This window comes from Pantoea sp. Cy-639 (genome assembly GCF_011752525.1).
Lineage (GTDB): Bacteria > Pseudomonadota > Gammaproteobacteria > Pseudomonadales > Pseudomonadaceae > Aquipseudomonas.
The window spans coordinates 292,822-315,725 of the sequence record NZ_VWXI01000006.1 but is presented as its reverse complement, the minus strand read 5'-3'; the positions used below and the strand labels follow the sequence as shown (position 1 = coordinate 315,725).

Below are 22,904 nucleotides of genomic sequence, written 5' to 3'. Positions count from 1 at the left end.
GCAATCTCAAATGACTATGTGATTTCTCGCATGGCCACTTGTGATGCTGATAATCTTGGCGACTATCAGTCCGTACTCACAAGCACCCACACGAATTGCTTGATTCAATTTGTTAAAGAGCGTTTGGTTAAGAGCTTTTCGTCTCAACCGAGGCGCGCATTCTACGCTAACCTCATTTGCTGTCAAGCTTTATTTTGAAGTTTTTTCGTTCAACTTCAATCGCTTAACTCGCTGCGATCTCTCGTAGCGGGAGGCGAATCATACAGCGTTACAACCTGCTGTCAACCACCTTTTTCACCGCTGCCGATCATTCGATCGAAGCACTTCCGGAACCTTCCGAATCGCTTAACTCGTTGATTCTCAAGGAGTTTCGCGTTCCGTTGTCGCTGGAAGTGGGGCGCATTATAAGGGGATCTGAAACCGCGTCAACCCTTAATTTCAATATTTTCAAATATTTAGGGAAAAGGGCCTGCAAAGACCATCTGACGCCCCCAGACACCTTCTATATAAAGCCCAGAAAGCAAAGCGGGGAGGCCTACCGGCCTCCCCGCTTCTATATAGCTACACCACCAGGCAATCACTCAGCCTTGAGGCTCACTCGGGCAAACGCCTTTTTGCCCGCCTGACACACATGCGTCGCACCGATGACGAACATGAAGTCACGCTCGACCACCACACCGTCGACCTTGACCGCACCAGCGCTGAGCAGGTCCCGCGCCTGGGCCGAGTTCTTCACCAGCCCTGCACGGTTCAGCACAGCAGCAATCGGCAAGTCTTCGGTGGCGGCCACCTCGATCTCCGGCAGGTCCTCCGGCAACTCGCCCTCTTTCATGCGATTGCCTGCCGCGCGATGCGCATTGGCCGCAGCCTCCTCACCATGGAAACGGGCAACGATCTCTTCCGCCAGCTTGATCTTGATATCCCGCGGATTGGCGCCCTTCTCGACATCCGCACGGAACTGCTCGATCTCTTCCATCGAACGGAAGCTCAGCAGCTCGAAGTAACGCCACATCAAGGTATCCGGAATCGACACGAGCTTGCTGTACATCACCCCAGGCGCTTCCTGGATGCCTACATAATTGCCCAGCGACTTGGACATCTTCTTCACGCCATCCAGCCCCTCGAGCAGCGGCATGGTGACGATGTTCTGTGCCTCCTGACCATAAGAGCGCTGCAACTCACGCCCCATCAGCAGGTTGAACTTCTGGTCGGTACCACCCAGCTCGACATCAGCCTTGAGCGCGACGGAGTCATAGCCCTGCACCAGCGGATAGAGGAACTCATGGATCGCAATCGGCTGGTTGCTGCTGTAGCGCTTGTCGAAGTCATCACGCTCGAGCATCCGCGCAACGGTGTACTGCGACGCCAGGCGGATGAAATCGGCCGGAGTGAGCTGATCCATCCAGGTGGAGTTGAACGCGACTTCGGTCTTGGCCGGGTCGAGAATCTTGAACACCTGCTGTTTATAGGTCTCGGCGTTGTCCAGCACCTGCTCGCGAGTCAGCGGCGGACGGGTGGCGCTCTTGCCGCTCGGGTCGCCGATCATGCCGGTGAAGTCACCGATCAGGAAGATGACCTGATGGCCCAGCTCCTGGAACTGGCGCAGCTTGTTGATCAGCACCGTGTGCCCCAGGTGCAGGTCAGGCGCGGTTGGGTCGAAGCCCGCCTTGATGCGCAGTGGTTGGCCGCGCTTGAGCTTCTCCACCAGTTCCGACTCGACCAATACCTCTTCCGCACCGCGCTTGATAAGCGCCAGCTGCTCTTCAACCGACTTCATAGACAGACCCGCAAGGCTCAGATTCAAGGGGAGCCAACCATACAAGATCGGCCATCAAATACAAGTTTCGCAAAGGAATGTGACCTGAACGGCGGACCGTGACGTCTACGCGCCCTTGCGTGAGAATGGATTTGGTTATATTTTATACAGTTATTTCATCTTCATCATGTCATTCATCTTTTCCATTTCACTTTTTTCAAAGTCACCTCACCTATGACCAACGAAACGCCTAAAGCGCCCCCGCTTTATCCGAAAAGCCATCTGTTGGCCGCCAGCGGTATCGCTGCCCTCCTCAGCCTGGCACTGCTGGTCTTCCCTTCGAGCGAAGTCGAAGCCAAGAAAACCACCCTGAGCCTCGAGCTGGAAAGCCCAGCCGAGACCCTGAAAGACGAATCCCGCAGCGCCCCCCTGCTGCAATCCGAACAAAGCGGCGACTCCCCTTTCGCCCAGATCGACAGCGACGCAGGCGAGACAGCCCAAACCAAACCGGAAGCAGCGCCTGTCGCCAAGCAGGAAGACAAGACCCCAGGGCACCGCGAGGTCGTCGTGGCCCGGGGCGATACCCTCTCCACCCTGTTCAACAAGGTCGGGCTGCCCGCCAACGTGGTCCATGACGTCCTGGCCAGCAACAAGCAGGCCAAGCAGTTCAGCCAGCTCAAGCACGGCCAGATACTGCAGTTCGAACTGGACAAGGACGGCCAACTGGCCAGCTTGCACAGCAAGGTCAGCAACCTCGAGACCATCCGCCTGACGCGCACCAGCAAGGGCTTCAGCTTCGACCGTGAAGTCACCAAGCCCGTCGTGCGCACCGCCTATGCCCACGGCGTGATCAAGAGTTCGCTGTCGGCTTCGGCACAACGTGCCGGGCTGTCCCACAGCATGACCATGGATATGGCGCGCATCCTCGGCTACGACATCGACTTCGCCCAGGACATTCGCCCCGGCGACGAATTCGACGTGGTGTACGAGCAGAAAATGATGGATGGCAAGGTGATCGGCACCGGCAACATCCTCTCCGCCCGCTTCACCAACCGCGGCAAGACCTACACCGCCGTGCGCTATACCAACAAGCAGGGCAACACCAACTACTACACCGCCGACGGCAACAGCCTGCGCAAGGCGTTCATCCGCACGCCGGTGGACTTCGCCCGCATCAGCTCGCGCTTCTCCGCCGGGCGCAAGCACCCGATCCTGAACAAGATCCGCGCGCACAAGGGCGTGGACTACGCCGCTCCGCGCGGCACGCCGATCAAGGCCGCCGGTGACGGTCGCATCGAGCTGGCCGGGCGTCGTGGTGGTTACGGCAACACGGTGATCATCGCCCACGGCAACTCGTACAAGACGCTGTACGGTCACATGCAGGGCTTCGCCAAGGGCATCAAGACCGGCAGCAACGTCAAGCAAGGGCAGATCATCGGCTACATCGGCACCACCGGCCTGTCGACCGGCCCGCACCTGCACTACGAGTTCCAGGTCAACGGCGTGCATGTCGACCCACTGAGCCAGAAAGTGCCGATGGCCGACCCGATCGCCAAGTCGGAGCGCGCGCGCTTCAACCAGCAGAGCCAGCCCCTGATCGCTCGCATGGATCAGGAAAAGGCCACTCTGCTCGCCGCCAACAAGCGCTGAGGCCATGGCGCTCTACCTGGGGGTGATGTCCGGCACCAGCCTCGACGGACTGGACATTGCCCTGATCGAACAACGTGAGCAGCCCCGACTGCTCGCGACCCACTACATTCCCATGCCCGCCGACCTGCGCCAGGACCTGCTCGCACTATGCAGCAGTGGCCCGGACGAGATCGCCCGCGCGGCCCTGGCGGAGAACCGCTGGGCCAGCCTGGCCGCCGAGGGCATCAACCACCTGCTCGCAGTACAGGGCCTGCACGCGGACGCCATCCGCGCCATCGGCAGCCACGGCCAGACCATCCGTCATGAGCCCGCTCGCGGCTTCACCGTACAGATCGGCAATCCAGCCCTGCTGGCCGAGTTGAGCGGTGTCTGCGTGGTCGGTGACTTCCGCCGCCGCGACGTGGCGGCAGGCGGCCAGGGCGCCCCGCTGGTACCGGCATTCCATGAAGCCTTGTTCGGCCACCTTGGCCAGCGCCTGGCAGTGCTCAACGTCGGCGGCTTCAGCAACCTGAGCCTGATCGAGCGGGACACCCCGGTCCACGGTTTCGACTGCGGACCAGGCAACGTGCTGATGGATGCCTGGATCGAGCGCAAGCGCGGCCAGACCTTCGATGCTGATGGCGCCTGGGCCGCGAGCGGTGCGGTTCGCCCGGATCTGCTCGACACCTTGCTGGGCGATCCGTTCTTTGCCGGCAGTGGCCCAAAGAGTACTGGCCGCGAGGTATTCAACCTACCCTGGCTGGACAGCCACCTGGCCCACTTACCCGCATATGGCGACGAAGACGTCCAGGCCACCCTGCTGGAACTGACGGCCGTCAGCATCGTCGACTCGTTGCGCAAGGCCCAGCAAGATACCGAGGCGCTGCTGGTCTGTGGTGGCGGCGCACGCAATGGCGCGTTGATGACGCGCCTCGGGCAACTGCTGCCGGGAGCCACGGTTTCCAGCACGGCAGCCCAGGGTGTCGACCCGGACTGGGTCGAGGCCATGGCCTTCGCCTGGCTTGCCCATTGCTGCCTCGAAGGCATCCCGGCCAATCGCCCCAGCGTGACAGCAGCCAGAGGGCTGCGCGTACTGGGCGCGATCTACCCCGCCTGAACAACTCGCAGAATGCAAAACGCCGCGCATATGCGCGGCGTTTTGCATTGCGAGAAGGCGCTCAGATCGAGAACGACGAACCGCAACCGCAGGTGGTGGTGGCATTCGGGTTCTTGATCACAAAGCGCGAGCCTTCCAGACCTTCCTGGTAGTCCACCTCGGCGCCTGCCAGGTACTGGAAGCTCATAGGATCGACCACCAGGGCGACGCCTTCGCGCTCGACGATGGTGTCGTCCTCGGCCACATCCTCATCGAAGGTGAAACCGTACTGAAAGCCCGAGCAACCGCCGCCGGTCACGAACACACGCAGCTTCAGACGGTCGTTGCCCTCTTCGCTGACCAGGGTCTTCACCTTGTGCGCAGCGCCTGGGGTGAACTCCAAAGCCGTGGGGGTGAAGGTTTCGACGCTCATGTTGATTCTCCCGGCGCAGTGCCGCCATAAAACTCGATGGGGCGTATTATCCGCTTGTCCGAGAAAATCGGTCAACAATACGAAAGCGGCAAGTGAGCCGCTACAAGCTGCAAGCCAAGCGCGTCATTGCCGACTTGCAGCTTGGGGCCTGCACTCAGGGCAGCAGGCCGGCGTGCGACAAGCCCATGCGTTCGTCCAGGCCAAACAGGATGTTCAGGTTCTGCACCGCCTGGCCCGACGCGCCCTTGACCAGGTTGTCGATCACCGACAGCACCACCACCAGGTCGCCACCCTGCGGCCGATGCACGGCAATCCGGCAGACGTTGGCGCCACGTACGCTGCGGGTCTCCGGGTGGCTGCCAGCCGGCATCACGTCGACGAACGGTTCGTTGGCGTAGCGCTTCTCGAACAGCGCCTGCAGGTCGACCGAGGTGTCGGCGACCGTGGCATAGAGCGTGGCATGGATACCGCGGATCATCGGCGTCAGGTGCGGCACGAAGGTCAGCCCGATGTCCTTGCCGGCGGCCAGGCGCAGGCCCTGGCTGATTTCCGGCAGATGGCGATGCCCCTTGACCGCATAAGCCTTCATGCTCTCGCCGGCCTCGCAGAACAGCGAACCGACTGCCGCTCCGCGACCGGCACCGCTGACGCCCGACTTGCAGTCGGCAATCAGCCGCGACGCGTCGGCCAGGCCCGACTCGAGCAGCGGCAGGAAGCCGAGTTGAGTCGCCGTCGGGTAGCAGCCCGGCACAGCGATCAGGCGCGCCTGGCGAATCTGTTCGCGGTTCACCTCCGGCAAGCCATAGACCGCGTCCTTGAGCAGCTCCGGAGCACCATGCGGCTGGCCGTACCACTTGCCCCACTCGGCGGCGTCCTGCAGACGGAAGTCGGCAGACAGGTCGATGACCTTGGTCCCGGCGGCCAGCAGTTCGCCAGCCAGGGCATGGGCGACACCATGCGGGGTGGCGAAGAACACCACATCGCAGGCGCCCAGGGCCTTGCTGTCAGGCACGCTGAAGCTCAGCCCGTCATAGTGGCCGCGCAGGTTCGGGTACATGTCGGCAACCGCCACGCCCGCCTCGGAGCGCGAAGTGATGACCGCCACTTCGGCCTGTGGGTGCTGCGCCAGCAGACGCAGCAGTTCGACACCGGTGTAACCCGTGCCGCCGACGATACCGACCTTGATCATGACACTTGCCCCTTATCAACGAGACCACTGGAAAGCGCACGATAATAGGGGCCCGGAACGGCTGTAACAACTCTTGGGATGACCCTTCGCCCCCTGGGCCACTACTATCTGACGACCGTGAAATCCCGAAGGAACCCCTCATGCTCTATCTATGGATCAAGGCCCTGCACATCGTCAGCGTGGTGTGCTGGTTCGCCGGACTGTTCTACCTGCCCCGGCTGTTCGTCTACCACGCCCAGAGCCAGGACAGCATCAGCCTCGAGCGCTTCATCACCATGGAGCGCAAGCTCTACCGCGGCATCATGAACCCGGCGATGATCGCCACCTACGTGTTCGGCGGCTGGATGCTGTACCTGAACCCCGGCTGGCTGAGCCAGGGCTGGCTGCACGCCAAGCTCACCCTGGTCGCCCTGCTCACCGTCTACCATCACATGTGCGGCGCACAGCGCAAGCGCTTCGCCGCAGGCACCAATACCCGCAGCCATGTGTACTACCGTTGGTTCAACGAAGCCCCGGTGCTGGCATTGCTGGGCATTGTAATTCTCGTGGTGGTCAAACCGTTCTGAAGTAAAAGCCGCCCCCAGGAGTTTCGCCATGGCCCTGCCCGCCTCGCTGGAAAACCGCCTGCGCCTGCCCCTGATGGCGGCGCCGATGTTCCTGATCTCCAACCCGCAGTTGGTCATCGCCTGCTGCGCCAACGGCGTGGTCGGCAGTTTTCCTGCTCTCAACCAACGCGACAGCCAGGGATTCAAGGCCTGGCTGGAGCAGATCGAAACGGGCCTGGCAGGCTTGCCGGCAGCCGCTCCTTATGCCGTGAACCTGATCGTGCACCCGAGCAACCCCCGGCTGCAGGCCGACCTGGCGCTGTGCGTCGAACACCGGGTGCCGATCGTCGTCACCAGCCTGGGCGCGGCGAAGGAAGTGGTGGATGCGGTGCATGGCTATGGCGGGCTGATCTTCCATGACGTGACGACCCGGCGCCACGCAGAAAAGGCTGCCGAGGCCGGGGTCGATGGCCTCATCGCAGTAGCCGCCGGCGCGGGTGGCCATGCCGGTACCTGGAGTCCGTTTGCACTGCTCGCCGAGATTCGCCAGTTCTTCGACAAGACCCTGCTGCTGGCCGGCTGTCTCAATCACGGCCATGAACTGCTGGCCGCACAATTGCTAGGTGCCGACCTGGGCTACATGGGCACCCGTTTCATCGCCACGCGTGAAAGCCAGGCCCAGGATGCCTACAAACAGATGATCCTCGATGCCGTGGCCGCCGACATTGTCCACACCCCGGCAGTCTCTGGCGTTCCCGCCAGCTTCCTGCGCCAGAGCCTGGAACGGGCCGGGTACGACCTGGCCGCCCTGAAAAGCAGCCACGAGAGCGGCAAGCTCAAGCCGCTGGACGACGAAGCCAAGGCCTGGAAGACCGTCTGGTCGGCAGGCCAGGGCGTCGGCGACATTCACGATCTGCCCACGGTCGCCACACTGCTAGAGCGTCTGCATCACGAGTACCTGGCCGCCTTGAAGCGCAGCCAGCAGCTGCGCGGCAACGTCTTGTAGCAAACCGGGCAGGCTGTACACTAGGCGCCCCTCAAGCCCCCAGGAGCCTTGCATGACCCGTTACGCCATGATCACTGGTGCTTCCAGCGGCCTGGGCCTGGCCCTGGCGGAGGCCCTGGCACGGCGCGGGCGCAACCTGATCCTGGTGGCACGCCATCGCGAAACGCTGGAGCCCGTCGCCATCGAGCTGACACAACGCTTTGGCGTCGAGGTACTGTTCCGTGCCTGTGACCTCAGTCAGCCGCTGCGCCTCTCCGGTTTCGTACTTGAACTGGAAGAAGGTGAGCGACGTATCGATCTGCTGGTCAACTGCGCTGGCCAGCGCACCTATGGACCCTTCCTCGCCCACGAGTGGGCCGACGAACAGGACCTGCTGGAAGTCAACATTCTCGCCCTGAGCCGTCTGTGCCATGCGATCGGCAACCTCATGGCCGTGCAAGGTGGCGGGCAGATCCTCAATGTCGCCGGCCTCGCCGCCGTGGCGCCTGGCCCGTGGATGGCAGCCTATGCCGCCAGCAAGGCCTATGTGCTGAATTTCTCCGAAGCCCTGCGCGAAGAGCTGCGCCGCACCGGGATCAAGGTCTCGGTGCTGTGCCCGGGCCCTGTGCGCACGGCCCGGCGACGGATCCCGCGGCTCGAGGCTGGCAAACGCTGCCTGAGCCCCGAGGAAGTCGCGCTGTACACCGTACGCGCCCTGGACAAGAACCGCGCAGTGATCACCCCCGGTCGTCGCAACCGCTGGCTGGCCTTCGCCCCTCGCCTGCTGCCGCGCTGGTTGGCCCGCAAGCTGGCCGGCGTGATCCATCGTCGCTACTGCCCGGTCGAATAGGCACTGGGCGAGCGGCATCGGGGTCAGTACACTCAGCGGCGACACTCACCATGGAGCACGTGCTGTGGACGATCTATTCCTCAAAATCATCAACCGGGAAATCCCGGCGGATATCATCTACGAAGACGACCAGATCCTCGCCTTCAAGGATATCGCCCCAGCGGCGCCGGTACATTTCCTGGTCATCCCCAAGAAACACATCCCGACCCTCAACCACCTGACCGAAGAAGACAAGGCCCTGGCCGGCCACATCCTGTTCACCGCCCAGCGCCTGGCCGTCGAGCAGGGTTGCGAGGAAGGTTTCCGGGTGGTCATGAACTGCAATCCGAAAGGCGGGCAGACGGTCTACCACATCCATATGCATGTGCTTGGCCAGCGCCAGATGAACTGGCCACCGGGCTGACCCAAGGCAAGCCCCACCCGGGTGATTGAGGTAAACTGTCGGGCATCACTTCAGCGGAGGTGCCCGATGGCCACCGAACGTCACTACTCGCCGCTCGACCGCTTGTTGCTGCAGGCCGATACCGCCATGCGCACCTTGCTCCCCTTCAGCGGCCAACCTGCCCGCCCCTCGCCGGCGATCATCCAGCCGGATAGCGAACTCGACGAACAGCAGACCCGTCATGTCGCCGGGCTGATGCGCATCAACCATACCGGCGAAGTCTGTGCCCAGGCGCTCTACCAGGGCCAGGCCCTGACCGCCAAGCTGCCCCAGGTGCGCAAGGCCATGGAGCACGCGGCGGAAGAAGAGATCGACCACCTGGCCTGGTGCGAACAGCGCATTCGCCAGCTCAACAGCCACCCCAGCGTGCTCAACCCTCTGTTCTACGGCATGTCGTTCGGTATCGGTGCCCTCGCCGGCCTGGTCAGCGACAAGGTCAGCCTGGGCTTCGTCGCGGCCACCGAGCATCAGGTGTGCAAGCACCTGGACGAACATCTGGAGCAGATCCCCGAGCACGACAGCAAGTCGCGGGCGATCCTCGAGCAGATGCGCGTCGACGAAGAACACCATGCCGAGTCGGCCCTCGAGGCTGGCGGCTACCGCTTCCCTGCTCCGGTACGCTTCGGCATGAGCCTGATGGCCAAGGTCATGACCAAGAGCACCTACCGCATCTGAGGCACCCATGACGGAACGTTTCGACGCCAGGGACCTGGCACGCGCAGTAAGCGCGGGCGTGCTGCAGCCAGGCCAGGACCAGGCACTGCTGGCGTTCCTGCGCCAGCAACCAGCAGCCCGCGGCAGCTTCCAACTGGCCCACGTCGCGTTCTACTTCGGCGCACTACTGATCATGGGGGCCATGGGTTGGCTGCTGACCGAGGCCTGGATGACCATCGGCGACAGTGCACTGCTGATCATCGCCCTCGTCTACATTACCGGCCTCACCCTGTTCGCCCTGTCGCTGCAACGCCGTGGCCAGCCCATCGCCGCGGGCGTACTGGCCGCCGTGGCGGTGAGCATCGTACCGTTGGCGGTATTCGCCATCGAGCGACTGGCGGGCTGGTGGCCCCTGGACGATGCCCAGGGCGACTATCACCAGTACTACACCTATGTGCAAGGTGGCTGGCTGGCGATGGAGGCGGCAACGGTAGTTGCCGGCCTGCTGATGCTGCGCCTGATCCCCTACCCGTTCATCGTCATGCCGATTGCCCTGGCCTTGTGGTTCATGTCGATGGACCTGAGCGAATGGTTCTACGGCGACATGTTCAGCTGGGAGCAGCGACGCACGGTGTCGTTGTGGTTCGGCCTTGGCCTGCTGCTGGTATTCGTTGGCGTCGATGGCCGCACACGGCTGGATTACGCAGCGTGGGGTTACCTGGCGGGCCTGCTGGCGTTCTGGGGTGGTTTGACCTCGATGCAGAGCGACAGCGAACTGGGCAAGGCACTGTACTGCCTGGTCAACCTCGGCCTGATGGGGCTGGCCGTGTTACTGCGCCGGCCGGTATTCATGGTCTTCGGAGCGCTGGGCGTGGCAGCGTATCTGGGCTACCTGTCATACGAGGTGTTCGCCGACTCACTGCTGTTCCCGGTAGTGGTGACCCTGGTCGGCCTGGGAGTGATTGCCTTGGGCTTGCTGTACCAGAAACGACGCGAACAGCTCAGTGACGCGTTGCGAGCGCGATTGCCGCGCTGGCTGCAGGAGGCGTTGCCGGCGCTGCGCCGTTGATCGCCTGAAACCGATCTCGCGGGGCAAGCCCGCTTCCACCCTGCCTGTTCTCAGGGTATTCGTGGAAGCGGGCCTGCCCCGCGATCGTTTCAACCCAGCTCGACGATCTCGTAGCCGTGGGTGATCTCAACGCCCGCGCGATCCAGCATGATCGATGCCGAGCAATACTTCTCTGCCGACAGTTCAACTGCGCGCTTGACCTGGGCTTCTTTCAGCCCACGGCCCTTGACCACGAAGTTGAGGTGGATCTTGGTGAACACCTTCGGGTCTTCGCTGGCACGCTCGGCCTCCAGGAACGCCTCGCAGCTTTCCACCGCCTGGCGCGATTTCTTCAGGATGCTGACCACGTCGAAACTGCTGCAGCCACCCAGGCCCAGCAGTAGCATTTCCATCGGGCGCACGCCCAGGTTGCGTCCGCCAGCCTCGGGCGGACCGTCCATGACCACGACATGGCCGCTCCCCGATTCGCCGAGGAACATCGCTTCACCGGCCCACTGGATGCGTGCCTTCATCTATCCGGACTCCCGATTTCGTAAAAGGGTGTCAGCTTAGACCTTGCCGCGCTGCCGGAAAAGCTAAAGACGCATCGCTTAAATGCCGATACAGGCAGCAGTGTCTGATAAGCTGACGCCAAATGCCTGGCGCTTACGCCAAGTAATCGCGATAAAAATGCCAATGCGTCGCATCGAACAGGATTTCGTGATGGTTTCCTCAGCTCTGCCCCCCAAGATCAAGAACATCGACAAGCTGCTGGTGCACTGCCAGCGCCGTCGCTATGCCGCCAAGAGCAACATCATCTGCGCTGGTGACCGGGCCGAGACCCTGTCTTTCATCGTCAAGGGCTCGGTAACCATCCTGATCGAGGACGACGACAACCGCGAGATGATCATCGCCTACCTCAACAGCGGTGACTTTTTCGGGGAACTGGGCCTGTTCGAACCAGCCGGCCAGGAACACCAGCGCAGCGCCTGGGTGCGTGCCAAGACCGAATGCGAAGTAGCCGAAATCGGCTATGACAAGTTCCGCGAGCTGGCCCGCCAGGACCCGGAGATCCTCTACGCCCTGGGCAGCCAGATGGCCCAGCGCCTGCGCAACACCACGCGCAAGGTCGGCGACCTGGCCTTCTTCGACGTCACCGGGCGTGTCGCCCGCTGCCTGCTCGAACTGTGCAAGCAACCCGACGCCATGACCCATCCTGATGGCATGCAGATCAAGATCACCCGCCAGGAAATCGGCCGTATCGTCGGTTGCTCGCGTGAGATGGTCGGCCGCGTGCTCAAGGACCTGGAAGAACGCAGCCTGGTCCAGGTAAAGGGCAAGACCATGGTGGTCTACGGAACCCGCTAGTCTCTGGGCAGTGCAGCGATGACCTCGGCATAGGCCTGGGACAGGCGCTCGAACCAAGGCGCTTGCGGGGCCACTTCGTGCAGGGCGATATGGCTGTCGGCGCGACAACGCTGCGCGAGGTCGCAACATTCATTGAAGCGATTGACCGCAGCCACCATCGATTCACGCTCGTTGTCCAGCAACAGCGCGCCATGCACCAGCACCACCGGACGCTTGCCTTCGAGGCCCTGGCGCCAGCGCTGGGCGGTACCGACGAGCTTGCGCCCGTTGAGATTGACGTTGTAGCGACCGTCGCAGAACGCCCCTTCGATTTCCCCGACCGACGCCACCCCGCCCCACTCGCGTAGCACATCGCACAACGGCAGGCACAAGCGCTCGTAGGCGTTCTCGATACGCCCATGGTCGCCTTCGCTGCGTGGAGCCACGTAGACCAGCGCCACGTTGACCGTGGCAGGGGACTGCGGCACCGGCTCCCCACCGGTCTCACGCAGCAGCACCGGCCAACCGGCGATGGCCAGCTCGGCGCAGGCGGCTTCGAAGTTGTCCAGACGGCTCATGCGCCGCGGCATCACCAGGGCGTGGTCGGTCGGACGCCAGAACAATACACCGGACGCTCGTTCGCCACGGCAGACGGCGGCCAACAGCGCCTGTTCGGCCTGCAGGCCTTGTTCGACGGTGAGCGCCTGGAGTTGATCGGTCATCGAGCCACCTTCCTAAGTTGTTGCCACTTGCCCCGCGAGCAGGTCGCTGCAGGCACAAAAAAGCCGGCACAAGGCCGGCTTGGTTTCGCTCAGTCCAATGGATGAACGGTCTTCTTCACCTGATCGGGGAAGAACAGCCGCTGCAGTTCCAACCCCGGATGCTCGGCGCGCATGAACGCTTCACCCACCAGGAACGAGTAGACCTCGTTGATTTCCATCAACTCGACATCGGCACGGTTGAGAATACCGCTTTCGGTGATGGCCAGACGGTCGCGGGGAATACGCGGCAGCAGGTCGAGGGTGGTTTCCAGGCTGACCTCGAAGCTGTGCAGATTGCGGTTGTTGACCCCGACCAGTGGTGTGTCGAGGGTCTTCAGCGCGCGTTCCAGCTCGTCGCCATCGTGCACTTCGACCAGCACATCGAGACCGACATCCTTGGCCGTGGCAGCCAGTTCGGCCATCTTCACGTCATCCAGTGCCGAGACGATCAACAGCACGCAGTCGGCGCCCAAGGCACGGGCCTCGACGATCTGGTACGGATCGACCATGAAGTCCTTGCGGATCACCGGCAGCGACACTGCGGCACGGGCCTGCTGCAAATAGACGTCGGCACCCTGGAAGTAATCCACGTCGGTGAGCACCGAGAGGCAGGTCGCACCGCCCTTCTCGTAGCTGACGGCGATGTCCGCCGGCACGAAGTGCTCGCGAATCACGCCCTTGCTCGGCGAGGCCTTCTTGATTTCAGCGATCACCGCTGGTTTCTTGCGCTTGGCCTGCTCGATCAGCGCATTGGCGAAGCCGCGTGGCGCATCGGCTGCCTTGGCCAGACGCTCCAGCTCGGCAAGGCCGACGCGCGCGCTGCGCTCGGCCACTTCCTGGAACTTGCGCGCGATGATTCTTTCCAGCACCGTCGGGACGCTCATGCTTCGTTCTCCACCTTGAATACCGCGGTAAAGGCGCCCAGCTCCTGCAGTTTTTCCCAGGCCAACCCGGTGTGCAGCACATCGTGGGCCAGCTCCACGCCCTGGGCCAGGGTCATGGCATGATCGGCGGCGTACAACGCGGCGCCAGCGTTGAGCACGATCATTTCGGCAGCCTTCTGTCCGTTCTCGGTCTTGCGCCGCCCCAGGGCATCGCGGATCAGCTCCAACGACGCCTGCGGGCCCTCGACCGCCAGGCCATGCAGGCTCTGGCTCTTCATGCCGAGATCTTCGGGCTCGACCCAATACTCGCTGATCTGGCCATTCTTCAGTTCGGCGACGAAGGTCGGCGCGGCCAGGCTGAACTCGTCCAGGCCATCCTTCGAATGCACCACCAGCACATGCTTGCTGCCCAGGCGCTGCAGCACTTCGGCCAACGGCCGGCACAGGGCCTGGGTGAACACCCCGACCACCTGGTGTTTCACGCCGGCCGGATTCGTAAGCGGGCCTAGCATGTTGAACAGGGTACGCAGCCCCAGGTCGCGACGTGGGCCGGCGGCGTGCTTCATGGCACTGTGATGGGTCTGGGCGAACATGAAGCCGATGCCCAGGCTGTCGATGCAGCGGGCGACCTGCACCGGAGTCAGGTTCAGGTAGATGCCGGCGGCTTCGAGCAGGTCGGCGCTGCCGCTCTTGCCGGACACCGCGCGGTTGCCGTGCTTGGCCACGGTGCAACCAGCGGCCGCGATGACGAATGCCGACGCAGTGGAAACGTTGAAGATGTTGGCGCCATCACCACCAGTGCCGACGATGTCGACCACGCCGTCGAGGCTCTGCAACTCGACCTTGTCAGCCAGCTCGCGCATGACCGACACCGCGCCGACGATCTCGTCGATGCTTTCGCTCTTCATGCGCATGCCCATCAGGAAGGCGCCGATCTGCGCCTCGCTGCACTGGCCGGTCATGATCTGGCGCATGACGTCGCGCATTTCCTCGGTGCTCAGGTCCAGGTGGCCGACGATACGGCTCAAAGCAGTCTTGATATCCATGTCGATCCTTAACGGCGGCCGCCGGTCTGCTTGAGGAAATTGGCGAACAGCTCGTGCCCCTGTTCGGTGAGGATGGATTCGGGGTGGAACTGTACCCCTTCGACGTTCAGGGTTTTATGACGCAGGCCCATGATCTCGTCGACGGCGCCGTCCTCGTGGGCGGTCCAGGCAGTGACCTCGAGGCACTCCGGCAGGGTGTCGCGCTTGACCACCAGCGAGTGGTAGCGGGTCACGGTGAGCGGGTTGTTCAGGCCGGCGAACACTCCCAGGTCGCGGTGGAACACCGGGCTGGTCTTGCCGTGCATCACCTGGCGCGCGCGGACCACATCGCCACCATAGGCCTGGCCGATGGACTGGTGGCCCAGGCAGACACCCAGGATCGGCAGCTTGCCAGCAAAGTGGCGGATGGCCTCGATGGACACGCCGGCTTCGCTCGGGGTGCAGGGGCCGGGCGAGACGACGATGCGCTCGGGGTTCAGGGCTTCGATCTGGCCGATGGTCATTTCGTCGTTGCGAATGACCTTGACCTCGGCACCCAGCTCGCCGAGGTACTGCACGACGTTGTAGGTGAAGGAGTCGTAGTTGTCGATCATCAGTAACATCTGGAACGAACCTCTTGAATACTGACTTTTGATTCGAACCTTCCACTACCGGCCATGGATGCAGGCAATCCCGCGCCAGGCGGCAGGTGTGACAAAAAGGAAGGCAAACAAGGACGGGCCGGGCGAACCGGCAGGAGAAAAAGTCAGGCGCGCCAACGCCAACGGGCGTGGGCCTTGATAACGCGCATCAAGAGTTTGCTGACGATCAACACGGGGTAGGTCTCGTTCATACGTTTCGGCACAGTAGCCTACCGTGACGACGGGCGCAATATGCCCGTAAACACGGGGAAACCAATCCAACGGCAGGCAACTCACGATGATTTGCTATGGTCGTGCGGCTTGCTTCGACAAAAACAACGAAAAGGACATTCTTGCATGCACACGGCACCCTTCCTGCGTTCCGCCCTCGGCATCCTCGCCCTCGTCTGCAGCCACGCCATCGCTGCCCCCTCGCCCTATTCGTCGCTGATCGTCTTCGGTGACAGCCTCAGCGACGCCGGGCAGTTTCCCGATCAGGCCGGCGGCACGCCAGGCATGCGCTTCACCAACCGCGACGCCAACGGTAACTACGCCCCCGTCTCGCCGATGATCCTCGGCAGCCGGCTAGGCTTCAGCGGCACGGCCCTGGGGCCGTCCACCTCCCTCACCAACCTGCAGCAAGGCACGCCGGATGGCAACAACTGGGCAGTGGGGGGCTATACCACGCAACAGATCCTCGACTCGATCACCGACACCTCGAAAGCCGTCATTCCACCGGGACGCCCCGGTGCCGGCACGACCCTGCGCGAACGTGACGGCTACCTGGCCAATGGCCTGCGCGCCGATCCCAACGCGCTCTACTACCTGACCGGCGGCGGCAACGACTTCCTCCAGGGGCTGGTCAACAGCCCCGCCGATGCCGCCGCGGCCGGGGCACGCCTGGCCGCCAGCACCCAAGCCCTGCAACGGGGCGGCGCCCGCTACATCATGGTCTGGCTGCTGCCGGACCTGGGCCAGACGCCGAACTTCAGTGGCACCCCCGGGCAAGGCCCACTGTCGCAGTTGTCCGCGGTGTTCAATCAGTCGTTGGTCAGCCAGCTTGGCCAGATCGACGCCGAGATCATCCCGCTCAACGTGCCCCTGCTGCTGCGCGAGGCCCTCGCCAGCCCCGGCCAGTTCGGCCTGGCCGCCGACCAGAACCTGGTCGGCACCTGCTACAGCGGTGACGGTTGCGTGGGCAACCCGGTCTACGGTGCGAACGGCAGCAACCCCGACCCGACCCGGCTGCTGTTCAACGACTCGGTGCACCCGACCATCGCCGGCCAGCAACTGATCGCCGACTACGGCTACTCGATCCTGGCTGCGCCGTGGGAGCTGACACTACTGCCGGAAATCGCCCACGCCAGCATCCGGGCCCACCAGGACGAGTTGCGCAACCAGTGGCAGACACCCTGGCAAGCCATCGGACAATGGCAGGCATTCGTCGCCACCGGCGGCCAGGACCTGGATTTCGGCAGCCAGCGCAGCGCCGCCAGTGGCGACGGGCGTGGCCACAACCTGACCCTCGGCGGCAGCTACCGGTTGGATGACGCCTGGCGTCTGGGCCTGGCCGCCGGGGTCTACCGGCAGAAGCTCGAAGCGGGCCAATACGATTCGAACTACAAGCTCGACAGTTACCTGGCCAGCGCCTTCGCCCAGTTCCGCCAGGATCGCTGGTGGGCTGACGCGGCGTTGACTGCCGGTCACCTGGATTACCGCGACCTCAAGCGTACATTCGCCCTGGGTGTGAACGAGCGTAGCGAGAAAGGCGATACCGATGGCGAGGCTTGGGCCATCAGTGGTCGCCTGGGCTACAACCTGGCGGCCGAGGGCAGTGCCTGGCAACTGGCTCCCTTCGTCAGCGTCGACCTTGCGCGGGTCAAGATCGATGGCTACGACGAGAAGAGCGGCCGCTCGACGGCTCTCGGTTTCGACGATCAGACGCGCAAGTCCCGGCGCCTTGGAGCAGGGCTGCTGGGCAGCGTGCAGGTACTGCCCGGCACACGCCTGTTCGCCGAGGTGGCCCGCGAGCATGAGTTCGAGGATGACCAGCAGGACCTGACCATGCACCTGACCAGTCTGCCGGCGAACGACTTCACCCTGGCCGGGTACACGCCCCATAGCAACCTGACCCGCGCCAGCCTCGGCGTAAGCCATGAGCTGGTGCCAGGGCTGAACCTGCGGGGGAACTACAACTGGCGCAAGAGTGACGAGTTGCGCCAGCAGGGACTCAGCGTGGCGTTGAGCCTGGATTTCTAGGCTGACACCGTTCGCGGGGCAGGCCCGCTCCCACGTTCACCGAACGATCCTGCGGGAGTGGGCTTGCCCCACGATCAAGACTCAGCCCTTGGAGGTCTGCTCGGCCAGCGCCACCGCACGGAACATGGCCCGGCGCTTGTTGATGGTTTCTTCCCACTCCAGTGCCGGCACCGAGTCGGCGACGATGCCGCCACCGGCCTGTACATGCAGTTCGCCGTCCTTGATCACTGCGGTACGGATGGCGATGGCGGTATCCATGTTGCCGTTCCAGGCGAAATAACCCACTGCACCGCCATAGACACCGCGCTTGACCGGTTCCAGCTCGTCGATGATCTCCATCGCGCGGATCTTCGGCGCACCGGACAGCGTGCCAGCCGGCAGGATCGCACGCAGCGCGTCCATCGCGGTCAGCCCCTCGCGAAGCTGGCCGGTGACGTTGGAGACGATGTGCATGACGTTGGAATAGCGCTCGATCACCATCTTCTCGGTCAGGCGCACGCTGCCGGTGGAGGACACCCGGCCCACGTCGTTGCGTCCCAGGTCGATGAGCATCAAGTGCTCGGCGATTTCCTTGTCGTCCGACAGCAGGTCGTCTTCCAACGCCCGATCAGCTTCCTCGGTGGCGCCACGAGGACGAGTGCCGGCGATCGGGCGTACGGTGACCAGGTTGTCCTCGACCCGCACCAGCACTTCCGGCGAGCTGCCGACCACATGGAAGTCGCCGAAGTTGAAGAAGTACATGTACGGCGTCGGGTTGAAGCAGCGCAGGGCACGATACAGATCGATCGGCGCGGCCTTGAAGTCGATGGACATGCGCTGCGACGGCACCACCTGCATGCAGTCGCCAGCCAGGATGTACTCCTTGATCCGACCGACAGCGTTCTCGTAGTCATCACGGGTATAGCTGGAGCGGAATGCCGGCTCGGCAGCCTGCGGCCCCCCAAGGTCCAGGCCGCGGCGCGGAGCAATCGGCTGGCGCAGCTTGTCCAGCAGCCCCTCCAGACGTGCCTGACCCTGCTCGAAAGCCTGCTCCTCGCTGGGGTCGACCAGCACGATGGCGTGCATCTTGCCGGCCAGGTTGTCGAACACCACCACCGCGTCGGAGACCATCAGCAGGATGTCGGGCACGCCCAGCGGGTCCGGATTCGGGGAGGCACCCAGGCGCTTTTCCACATAACGCACGCAGTCATAGCCGAAGTAACCGACCAGCCCGCCGTTGAAGCGGGGCAGGCCCGGAATGTCGGCGACCTTGTAGCGCTCCTTGAATGCCTCGACGAAAGCCAGTGGATCCTCGACGTCATGGCTTTCCACCTCGACGTCATCCTGCAGGATGCTGACGTGGTAGCCATGCACGCGCATCACGGTGCGCGACGGCAGGCCGATCATCGAGTAGCGCCCCCACTTCTCGCCGCCCTGCACAGACTCGAGCAGGTAGGAATTGGATTGGTCGGCGAGCTTCAGGTAGATCGACAACGGCGTATCGAAATCGGCCAGGGTTTCACGGGCCAGGGGAATGCGGTTATAGCCGGCAGCAGCCAGGCGCAGGAATTCTTCGCGGGTCATGGGGTAGCCTCATGGCAGAGAGCAGGGTGTCGGGCAAAAGGATGTACCGGCCGGCGCCGGTGGGCGGGAGTCAGGCGCGCCAGCGCCAGCGGGCCAGGGCCTTGATGACTTTCATCCAGAATTTGCCAGTGACCACCACGGTGTCGTCTCTGTCTTGGGAGGCTTGAAGGTCCGCCCACGTTATCCCAGTGTCGGTGGCGACGCAACCGGGAAGCAGGCGCCGCAGATCGTCGATCACCAGGCTGGGGGATTCTTCGTCGATGGGGCGCCCGTGGTTGTAGCCGTAGCTCAGGCCGACGCACTGTACGCCCGCCGCCTTGGCCGCCAGCACGTCGCTGCGCGAATCACCGACGAACAACGACTGTCCAGGCGTGACGCCGGCCATCTTCATGACGAACAGCAGCGCGGCAGGATCGGGCTTCTTTTGTGGCAGGGTGTCGCCGCCGATGATCCAGCGGAAATAGCGGCCGATCTTCATCTGGTCGAGCAGCGGCGCGACGAAGCGTTCGGGCTTGTTGGTGATCAGCGCCATCTCCACGCCCTGCTTGCTCAACCAGCGCAGCGTGTCGCGCACCCCCGGATAGACCACGGTCAATTCATGGCTTTCGGCGTAAGCCTCCATGAACAACGCCAGCGCCCGCTCGGCCAGCTCATCGTCCACGGTCGTGTGATCGATGCCACCGGCCAGTGCGCGGCGCACCAAGACCTGGGCGCCGTTGCCGACCCAGTGACGCACCGCGTCAAGGCCGGCCGGTGGGCGCCCGAGTTCGAGCAGCATGCGGTCGACGGCTGCGGCCAGGTCTGGGACCGAATCGATCAGGGTGCCATCCAGATCGAACATCACCAGCCTGGGCAGCGTCCCCGGGAACAGCTGCTCGAAGCCGCTCATGGGCGAGCCAGCGCCAGCTCGGCACGCATCTTGTCGATGACGGCCTTGTAGTCCGGGGCGTTGAAGATCGCCGAGCCGGCGACGAAGGTATCCGCACCGGCGGCAGCGATTTCACGGATGTTGTTGACGTTGACGCCGCCGTCGATCTCCAGGCGGATATCGCGGCCGCTGGCATCGATCAGCGCACGGGCCTCACGCAGCTTGTCGAGGGTGCCGGGGATGAACTTCTGCCCACCGAAGCCCGGGTTGACGCTCATCAGCAGGACCATGTCGATCTTGTCCATCACGTACTTCAGCGCGTCCAGGCTGGTGGCCGGGTTGAACACCAGGCCGGCCTTGCAGCCGCCATCCTTGATCAATTGCAGGGAGCGGTCGATGTGCTGCGAGGCTTCCGGGTGGAAGGTGATGTAGGTGGCGCCGGCTTCGATGAAGTCGCCGATGATGCGATCGACCGGGCTGACCATCAGGTGCACGTCGATCGGCGCGGTCACGCCATATTTGCGCAGCGCGCTGCAGACCATCGGGCCGATGGTCAGGTTGGGGACATAGTGGTTGTCCATGACATCGAAGTGGACGATGTCAGCCCCGGAAGCCAGAACCTTGTCGACGTCCTCGCCCAGGCGGGCAAAGTCGGCGGAAAGAATGGAGGGGGCAATAGCGTAGGGCTGCATGGCGCACCTGTTGGCAGAATCACGGTGGCGCGCATTGTAACCCAGGGAAGTGGATCGGCGCTGATCGGTATCAAAAGTGGACGCCCACGCATGATTGCGCCCACGAACGCCCATCCAGATCCCCCCGGGGCAATCACCCCGGTTGCTGGGTCCGCAGTTTCTCGCTGCGCCCACGCAACCACTCCAGGGTCAGCAGCAGGATCACCGAGAAGGCGATCAGCAGCGTGGCCGCGGCGGCGATGGTCGGACTCAGGTTCTCGCGGATGCCGCTGAACATCTGCCGTGGCAGCGTGGCCTGCTCGGGGCCGGCGAGGAACAGCGTCACCACCACCTCGTCGAACGAAGTGGCGAAGGCGAACAGCGCGCCCGAGATCACGCCAGGGGCGATCAGCGGCAATGTCACCCGTCGGAAGGCCAGCAGTGGCGACGCCCCGAGGCTGGCCGCCGCTCTCACCAGGTTATGGTTGAAGCCCTGCAAGGTGGCCGAGACAGTGATGATCACGAACGGCACGCCCAGCACCGCATGCACCAGAATCAGCGAAGTGAAGCTGTTGCCCATGCCCAGCGGGGCGAAGAACAGGTAGCTGGCCACGCCGATGATCACCACCGGCACCACCATCGGCGAAATCACCAGCGCCATCACCAGTGACTTGCCGGGGAACTCGCCACGGGTCAGGCCGATCGCCGCCAGGGTGCCGAACACCATGGCCAGTGCCGTGGCGGCCGGGGCAACGATGATGCTGTTCCTCAACGCACGCATCCACTCGGCCGAGGCGAAGAAATCCTGGTACCAGTGCAGCGAGAAACCCTGCAGCGGATAGACCAGGAAACTGCCGCTGTTGAATGACAGCGGCACGATCACCAATACCGGCAACACCAGGAACAGCAGGATCAGGCCGCAGAGTATGCGCAAGGTGTAGAACCACACCCGCTCCACTGGCGACATGTAGGGGCTCAGCATGACAGGGCTCCTCAGCTCAGGCGCAGACGGCTGGCGCCGACCAGCCAGCTATAGATCAGGTACAGCAGCACCGTGGCCAGCAACAGCAACCCGCCCAGCGCGGTAGCCATGCCCCAGTTGATGCTGGTGTTGGTGTAGAAGGCGACGAAATAGCTGACCATCTGGTCGTTCGGGCTGCCCAGCAGCGCCGGGGTGATGTAGTAGCCGATGGCCAGGATGAACACCAGCAGGCAGCCGGCGCCGACACCCGCATAAGTCTGCGGGAAATACACCCGCCAGAAGCTGACGAACGGATGGCAACCCAGGGAGATCGCCGCCCGCATGTAGCTCGGCGAAATGCCCTTCATCACGCTGTACAGCGGCAGGATCATGAACGGCAGGAGGATATGCACCATCGAGATGTAGACCCCGGTACGGTTGAACACCAACTCCAGCGGCTGGTCGATGATGCCCATGGCCATCAATGCACTGTTGATCAGCCCCCCGGACTGCAACAGCACGATCCACGCCGCCACCCGCACCAGGATCGAGGTCCAGAATGGCAGCAGCACGAGGATCATCAACAAGTTGCTCTGCCGGGTCGGCAGGTTCGCCAGCAGGTACGCCAGCGGATAGGCCAGCGCCAGGCAGATCATGGTGATCACCACGCCCATCCACAGGGTGCGGCTGAAGATATCCAGGTAGATGGCCTGGTCGGGCGTGGCCTTGGCCAGCTCGCCGAGGTCGTCGATGCGATGGTCGAGCGCCGCCAGCAGGTAGAACGGCGTGACGCTGCTGGTGTTGCGGCGGATTGCCTGCCAGTAGGCCGGGTCGCCCCAACGCTCGTCCAGCGCTTGCAGGGCTTCTTTATAGGAAGCCGGCTCGGACTTGAACGGCAGTGCCCGGGCCGTCTTCGCCAACAGGCTGCGATAGCCGGCCAGTTCCATGTTCAGGCGTTTGGAGAGATCGCCCAGGGTCTGGTTCTTGCGGGACTCGGCCAGGTCCTGGGCCAGGGCCTGGTAAGCCGCCTCCGCGGGCAGGCTCTTGCCGTCCCACTGCGCCATCGCGGCGACGGTACGCGGCAACCCGGCGACCACTTCGGGGTTGCCGACGCTCTTGTACAGCAGCGCCGCGATCGGCACCAGGAACACCAGCAAAAGGAACAGCGCCAGCGGCGCGATCAAGGCCTGGGCCTTCCAGCGGTTGACCCGCTCGGCTTGCTTGAGGCGCTGCTTGAGGCTTCTTCCTGCGCCTGGATTGAGAGGCACTGCAATGGCCATGGCGGACTCCGGAAAAC

General features: G+C 63.5%; 23 protein-coding genes. 10 read left to right on the top strand and 13 right to left on the bottom strand.

Annotated features, from left to right (window positions below):
- Positions 1-577 precede the first annotated feature (577 nt).
- The gene (tyrS, locus tag F3J43_RS10670; RefSeq protein WP_166885569.1) at positions 578-1,777 is read right to left on the bottom strand and encodes a tyrosine--tRNA ligase; all 1,200 of its coding nucleotides are present in this window, start codon (positions 1,775-1,777) and stop codon (positions 578-580) included.
- Positions 1,778-1,990: 213 nt separating this feature from the next.
- Between tyrS and F3J43_RS10665 the strand changes: the two genes are divergently transcribed.
- Positions 1,991-3,406 (top strand): peptidoglycan DD-metalloendopeptidase family protein, encoded by a 1,416-nt coding sequence (locus F3J43_RS10665; protein ID WP_166885567.1) that lies wholly within the window; start codon positions 1,991-1,993, stop codon positions 3,404-3,406.
- Positions 3,407-3,410: 4 nt separating this feature from the next.
- Complete coding sequence (locus F3J43_RS10660) at positions 3,411-4,502, top strand: anhydro-N-acetylmuramic acid kinase (RefSeq protein ID WP_166885565.1); 1,092 nt, start codon at positions 3,411-3,413, stop codon at positions 4,500-4,502.
- A 61-nt stretch (positions 4,503-4,563) separates the two neighbouring features.
- On the opposite strand, the gene erpA is transcribed toward F3J43_RS10660, so the two are convergent.
- Together erpA and argC are read right to left on the bottom strand one after the other, a co-directional pair.
- Positions 4,564-4,914 carry an iron-sulfur cluster insertion protein ErpA gene (erpA, locus tag F3J43_RS10655; RefSeq protein WP_166885563.1) on the bottom strand — a complete coding sequence of 117 codons (351 nt, stop codon included), beginning with the start codon at positions 4,912-4,914 and terminating at the stop codon, positions 4,564-4,566.
- Positions 4,915-5,068: 154 nt separating this feature from the next.
- Positions 5,069-6,103: an N-acetyl-gamma-glutamyl-phosphate reductase gene (gene argC / locus F3J43_RS10650; protein ID WP_166885561.1), complete on the bottom strand. Its 1,035-nt coding sequence runs from the start codon at positions 6,101-6,103 to the stop codon at positions 5,069-5,071.
- 140 nt (positions 6,104-6,243) lie between these two features.
- On the opposite strand from argC, the gene hemJ reads away from it, so the two are divergent.
- The 6 genes from hemJ (at position 6,244) to F3J43_RS10620 (ending at position 10,648) form a co-directional block, all read left to right on the top strand.
- Positions 6,244-6,669, top strand: coding sequence for a protoporphyrinogen oxidase HemJ (gene hemJ, locus F3J43_RS10645; protein WP_166885559.1), 426 nt, complete (start codon positions 6,244-6,246; stop codon positions 6,667-6,669).
- Positions 6,670-6,697: 28 nt separating this feature from the next.
- Positions 6,698-7,654, top strand: a complete 957-nt coding sequence (locus tag F3J43_RS10640; RefSeq protein WP_166885556.1) for an NAD(P)H-dependent flavin oxidoreductase — start codon at positions 6,698-6,700, stop codon at positions 7,652-7,654.
- Positions 7,655-7,706: 52 nt separating this feature from the next.
- A complete protein-coding gene (locus F3J43_RS10635; RefSeq protein WP_166885554.1) occupies positions 7,707-8,483 on the top strand; it encodes an SDR family NAD(P)-dependent oxidoreductase in 777 nt (258 codons plus the stop codon).
- Between the two features lie 64 nt (positions 8,484-8,547).
- Positions 8,548-8,886: a histidine triad nucleotide-binding protein gene (locus tag F3J43_RS10630; RefSeq protein WP_151925239.1), complete on the top strand. Its 339-nt coding sequence runs from the start codon at positions 8,548-8,550 to the stop codon at positions 8,884-8,886.
- 66 nt (positions 8,887-8,952) lie between these two features.
- On the top strand, positions 8,953-9,600 hold the full coding sequence (gene coq7 / locus F3J43_RS10625) for a 2-polyprenyl-3-methyl-6-methoxy-1,4-benzoquinone monooxygenase (protein ID WP_166885552.1): 648 nt from the start codon (positions 8,953-8,955) through the stop codon (positions 9,598-9,600).
- A 7-nt stretch (positions 9,601-9,607) separates the two neighbouring features.
- Positions 9,608-10,648: a DUF2157 domain-containing protein gene (locus tag F3J43_RS10620; RefSeq protein ID WP_166885550.1), complete on the top strand. Its 1,041-nt coding sequence runs from the start codon at positions 9,608-9,610 to the stop codon at positions 10,646-10,648.
- Between the two features lie 89 nt (positions 10,649-10,737).
- On the opposite strand, the gene F3J43_RS10615 is transcribed toward F3J43_RS10620, so the two are convergent.
- Positions 10,738-11,160 carry an OsmC family protein gene (locus F3J43_RS10615; protein ID WP_028689009.1) on the bottom strand — a complete coding sequence of 141 codons (423 nt, stop codon included), beginning with the start codon at positions 11,158-11,160 and terminating at the stop codon, positions 10,738-10,740.
- A 190-nt stretch (positions 11,161-11,350) separates the two neighbouring features.
- Between F3J43_RS10615 and crp the strand changes: the two genes are divergently transcribed.
- Positions 11,351-11,995, top strand: coding sequence for a cAMP-activated global transcriptional regulator CRP (crp, locus tag F3J43_RS10610; protein WP_166885548.1), 645 nt, complete (start codon positions 11,351-11,353; stop codon positions 11,993-11,995).
- Here the strand turns inward: crp and F3J43_RS10605 are convergent.
- The 4 genes from F3J43_RS10605 to F3J43_RS10590 form a co-directional block, all read right to left on the bottom strand.
- Positions 11,992-12,696 carry a lipoate--protein ligase family protein gene (locus tag F3J43_RS10605; protein ID WP_166885547.1) on the bottom strand — a complete coding sequence of 235 codons (705 nt, stop codon included), beginning with the start codon at positions 12,694-12,696 and terminating at the stop codon, positions 11,992-11,994. The genes crp and F3J43_RS10605 overlap by 4 nt on opposite strands.
- Before the next feature lie 89 nt (positions 12,697-12,785).
- Positions 12,786-13,619 carry an indole-3-glycerol phosphate synthase TrpC gene (gene trpC, locus F3J43_RS10600; RefSeq protein ID WP_166885545.1) on the bottom strand — a complete coding sequence of 278 codons (834 nt, stop codon included), beginning with the start codon at positions 13,617-13,619 and terminating at the stop codon, positions 12,786-12,788.
- Positions 13,616-14,665 carry an anthranilate phosphoribosyltransferase gene (trpD, locus tag F3J43_RS10595; RefSeq protein ID WP_166885543.1) on the bottom strand — a complete coding sequence of 350 codons (1,050 nt, stop codon included), beginning with the start codon at positions 14,663-14,665 and terminating at the stop codon, positions 13,616-13,618. Before trpD ends, trpC begins: the two co-directional genes overlap by 4 nt.
- 8 nt (positions 14,666-14,673) lie before the next feature.
- Complete coding sequence (locus tag F3J43_RS10590; RefSeq protein ID WP_166885541.1) at positions 14,674-15,267, bottom strand: aminodeoxychorismate/anthranilate synthase component II; 594 nt, start codon at positions 15,265-15,267, stop codon at positions 14,674-14,676.
- A gap of 375 nt (positions 15,268-15,642) precedes the next feature.
- On the opposite strand from F3J43_RS10590, the gene estP reads away from it, so the two are divergent.
- A complete protein-coding gene (gene estP, locus F3J43_RS10585) occupies positions 15,643-17,544 on the top strand; it encodes an esterase EstP (RefSeq protein WP_166885539.1) in 1,902 nt (633 codons plus the stop codon).
- Positions 17,545-17,625: 81 nt separating this feature from the next.
- Here the strand turns inward: estP and trpE are convergent, their stop codons facing one another.
- The 5 genes from trpE to F3J43_RS10560 form a co-directional block, all read right to left on the bottom strand.
- Positions 17,626-19,107: an anthranilate synthase component I gene (gene trpE, locus F3J43_RS10580; protein ID WP_166885537.1), complete on the bottom strand. Its 1,482-nt coding sequence runs from the start codon at positions 19,105-19,107 to the stop codon at positions 17,626-17,628.
- A gap of 70 nt (positions 19,108-19,177) precedes the next feature.
- Positions 19,178-19,996: a phosphoglycolate phosphatase gene (locus F3J43_RS10575; protein ID WP_166885535.1), complete on the bottom strand. Its 819-nt coding sequence runs from the start codon at positions 19,994-19,996 to the stop codon at positions 19,178-19,180.
- The gene (gene rpe / locus F3J43_RS10570) at positions 19,993-20,667 is read right to left on the bottom strand and encodes a ribulose-phosphate 3-epimerase (RefSeq protein WP_166885533.1); all 675 of its coding nucleotides are present in this window, start codon (positions 20,665-20,667) and stop codon (positions 19,993-19,995) included. Before rpe ends, F3J43_RS10575 begins: the two co-directional genes overlap by 4 nt.
- Before the next feature lie 133 nt (positions 20,668-20,800).
- Positions 20,801-21,628 carry an ABC transporter permease gene (locus F3J43_RS10565; RefSeq protein WP_166885531.1) on the bottom strand — a complete coding sequence of 276 codons (828 nt, stop codon included), beginning with the start codon at positions 21,626-21,628 and terminating at the stop codon, positions 20,801-20,803.
- An 11-nt stretch (positions 21,629-21,639) separates the two neighbouring features.
- Positions 21,640-22,887 carry an ABC transporter permease gene (locus F3J43_RS10560; RefSeq protein WP_166885529.1) on the bottom strand — a complete coding sequence of 416 codons (1,248 nt, stop codon included), beginning with the start codon at positions 22,885-22,887 and terminating at the stop codon, positions 21,640-21,642.
- Positions 22,888-22,904 lie beyond the last annotated feature (17 nt).

What these genes read in the sequence shown, in the direction of transcription:
- tyrS (WP_166885569.1), bottom strand. Translation starts at nt 1,777, where the DNA reads ATGAAGTCGGTTGAAGAGCAGCTGGCGCTTATCAAGCGCGGTGCGGAA.
- F3J43_RS10665 (WP_166885567.1), top strand. Translation starts at nt 1,991, where the DNA reads ATGACCAACGAAACGCCTAAAGCGCCCCCGCTTTATCCGAAAAGCCAT.
- F3J43_RS10660 (WP_166885565.1), top strand. Translation starts at nt 3,411, where the DNA reads ATGGCGCTCTACCTGGGGGTGATGTCCGGCACCAGCCTCGACGGACTG.
- erpA (WP_166885563.1), bottom strand. Translation starts at nt 4,914, where the DNA reads ATGAGCGTCGAAACCTTCACCCCCACGGCTTTGGAGTTCACCCCAGGC.
- argC (WP_166885561.1), bottom strand. Translation starts at nt 6,103, where the DNA reads ATGATCAAGGTCGGTATCGTCGGCGGCACGGGTTACACCGGTGTCGAA.
- hemJ (WP_166885559.1), top strand. Translation starts at nt 6,244, where the DNA reads ATGCTCTATCTATGGATCAAGGCCCTGCACATCGTCAGCGTGGTGTGC.
- F3J43_RS10640 (WP_166885556.1), top strand. Translation starts at nt 6,698, where the DNA reads ATGGCCCTGCCCGCCTCGCTGGAAAACCGCCTGCGCCTGCCCCTGATG.
- F3J43_RS10635 (WP_166885554.1), top strand. Translation starts at nt 7,707, where the DNA reads ATGACCCGTTACGCCATGATCACTGGTGCTTCCAGCGGCCTGGGCCTG.
- coq7 (WP_166885552.1), top strand. Translation starts at nt 8,953, where the DNA reads ATGGCCACCGAACGTCACTACTCGCCGCTCGACCGCTTGTTGCTGCAG.
- F3J43_RS10620 (WP_166885550.1), top strand. Translation starts at nt 9,608, where the DNA reads ATGACGGAACGTTTCGACGCCAGGGACCTGGCACGCGCAGTAAGCGCG.
- F3J43_RS10615 (WP_028689009.1), bottom strand. Translation starts at nt 11,160, where the DNA reads ATGAAGGCACGCATCCAGTGGGCCGGTGAAGCGATGTTCCTCGGCGAA.
- crp (WP_166885548.1), top strand. Translation starts at nt 11,351, where the DNA reads ATGGTTTCCTCAGCTCTGCCCCCCAAGATCAAGAACATCGACAAGCTG.
- F3J43_RS10605 (WP_166885547.1), bottom strand. Translation starts at nt 12,696, where the DNA reads ATGACCGATCAACTCCAGGCGCTCACCGTCGAACAAGGCCTGCAGGCC.
- trpC (WP_166885545.1), bottom strand. Translation starts at nt 13,619, where the DNA reads ATGAGCGTCCCGACGGTGCTGGAAAGAATCATCGCGCGCAAGTTCCAG.
- trpD (WP_166885543.1), bottom strand. Translation starts at nt 14,665, where the DNA reads ATGGATATCAAGACTGCTTTGAGCCGTATCGTCGGCCACCTGGACCTG.
- F3J43_RS10590 (WP_166885541.1), bottom strand. Translation starts at nt 15,267, where the DNA reads ATGTTACTGATGATCGACAACTACGACTCCTTCACCTACAACGTCGTG.
- estP (WP_166885539.1), top strand. Translation starts at nt 15,643, where the DNA reads ATGCACACGGCACCCTTCCTGCGTTCCGCCCTCGGCATCCTCGCCCTC.
- trpE (WP_166885537.1), bottom strand. Translation starts at nt 19,107, where the DNA reads ATGACCCGCGAAGAATTCCTGCGCCTGGCTGCTGCCGGCTATAACCGC.
- F3J43_RS10575 (WP_166885535.1), bottom strand. Translation starts at nt 19,996, where the DNA reads ATGAGCGGCTTCGAGCAGCTGTTCCCGGGGACGCTGCCCAGGCTGGTG.
- rpe (WP_166885533.1), bottom strand. Translation starts at nt 20,667, where the DNA reads ATGCAGCCCTACGCTATTGCCCCCTCCATTCTTTCCGCCGACTTTGCC.
- F3J43_RS10565 (WP_166885531.1), bottom strand. Translation starts at nt 21,628, where the DNA reads ATGCTGAGCCCCTACATGTCGCCAGTGGAGCGGGTGTGGTTCTACACC.
- F3J43_RS10560 (WP_166885529.1), bottom strand. Translation starts at nt 22,887, where the DNA reads ATGGCCATTGCAGTGCCTCTCAATCCAGGCGCAGGAAGAAGCCTCAAG.